Below are 1,667 nucleotides of genomic sequence, written 5' to 3'. Positions count from 1 at the left end.
TAATTATACTAAATCAGAGTCTCTATTTAACTTGTACACTTTTTATTCTAGGCCCAAGCACAATTTTTTCTTTTAGTTTTGGATAGAATTTATCAACTGCACGTTTCCAAGTAAATGAGTACTTATTTGCATCGGCTTCAATCTTCGTACCATCAATAAATAAGGCCTCATCTTCAATCATACCGTTGTCGGCTAACAACTTGGTAAAGTAAATAAAGGAAATCTTGATTAAGTTAGAAACTTCTTTACTGGATCGAAAATTATTGATTGTTTTGTAAGAAATTGTGGCATCTTGACTCAACCATTTCATTGGAATATTTTCGGTATTCATTTCAACAATTCTACGTCCAGAAAATACTTTGCGAGAATACGCGAAAAGGAGCATTTTTATTAACATAGCCGGATGATAAGCAGGACGACCGGTGGTCGCCACAGAGGTTTCAATAATATTATGCGGAATTGTCTCAACAAACATATCAATTAGTCTCGCAATATGGTTATTAGGAATATCAAAATTTAAGTTTAAAGCGATGCTAGTTTGTGCTGTGTTATAATTCTTGTACATGGAAGGAAACTCCTTTACTGTTTTGTTGTTTGGTTTGGTCGCTAACATCATAACAGGAATTTACTTCCTGTGTACATAGTTAAAGGGACTTTGGAGTGTTTTTCCAAAGTCCCTTTATTTTTTATAGTCTGGAATTAGTTTTTTCCCAGCCACCTTTTTTCTCATTTTAAAATGAATTTATTCTAGTCTTGTTCATTAGGATCATTACGTGCATCATCATGTGTTTCATGTATAGTACCTGGAATATGATCTGGACCTGCATAAATCGTGTATAGTTTTAAAGGTTTATCACCTGTATTCAAGATATTATGCCACATATCAGCTGGAACAAAAACAGCGTCATCATCTTTAACTTTTTGTTCAAAATTCAAGTTGTCTTCTGTAGGGCCCATTTTACATAGTCCGTTTCCTTCTTCAATACGAATAAATTGATCAATACCATGGTGAACTTCTAACCCTATATCATCATTAGGCTGGATAGACATAACGGTGACTTGTAATTTTTCACCCGTCCACATTGTTGTCCGATACATCTCATTTTGGACAGTAGCCTCTTCGATATTCACTATATAAGGTTTTTTTCCATATTTTTTATCGTTGATTTCCATTTCTTCTTCCTCCTTATAATAAGTTTCATTTTACAATCATTACAAACTACCTCTGTGATAACTTTACTAATAACTAAGTTAAAAAGCAAATATTTAATATTATATTCACATGTTAAATAGATCTTAAATATTTATTTTTCTCTCAATCTCGTAAGGTTGAGAGGTTAGCTTTCTTTACCTAGGGAACCATCAGAACCAACTAGCAAAAAAATGACGAGGATATTACCTATAGAACTATACAATATGAGTTATCCTATCTTACTATTGATAGATACATGAAATTACATAGAATCGTGTATCAATAAACTCATTGTATCAAGATTATTTTTGTTTTTTAATCACTTTGATTTTGTTTGATATTAAGAGAATTGCTGAAGAAATAAGTCCGGAAAAACCAGTGTATAACAAAAATCTGCCTAAATCATAATTTAAGGATAGTGCTCCTATGTCAATAAATGGCACATCTTTTTCTAAACACTCGTTCTAATTCTGTC

At 32.2% G+C, this 1,667-nt stretch carries 1 protein-coding gene and 1 pseudogene; both read right to left on the bottom strand.

What is annotated here, in order from left to right:
• Positions 1 to 61: 61 nt before the first annotated feature.
• Positions 62 to 565 (bottom strand): annotated as a pseudogene (locus tag FC70_RS02555) (transposase); the annotation flags it as partial.
• Between the two features lie 182 nt (positions 566 to 747).
• Entirely contained in the window at positions 748 to 1,173 is a 426-nt protein-coding gene (locus tag FC70_RS02550; protein ID WP_057889463.1) for a cupin domain-containing protein, read from the bottom strand.
• Positions 1,174 to 1,667 lie beyond the last annotated feature (494 nt).

This window comes from Paucilactobacillus oligofermentans DSM 15707 = LMG 22743 (assembly GCF_001434315.1).
GTDB lineage: Bacteria > Bacillota > Bacilli > Lactobacillales > Lactobacillaceae > Paucilactobacillus > Paucilactobacillus oligofermentans.
The sequence above is the reverse complement of the archived record's forward strand: the minus strand, read 5'-3'. Positions and strand labels throughout refer to the sequence as shown.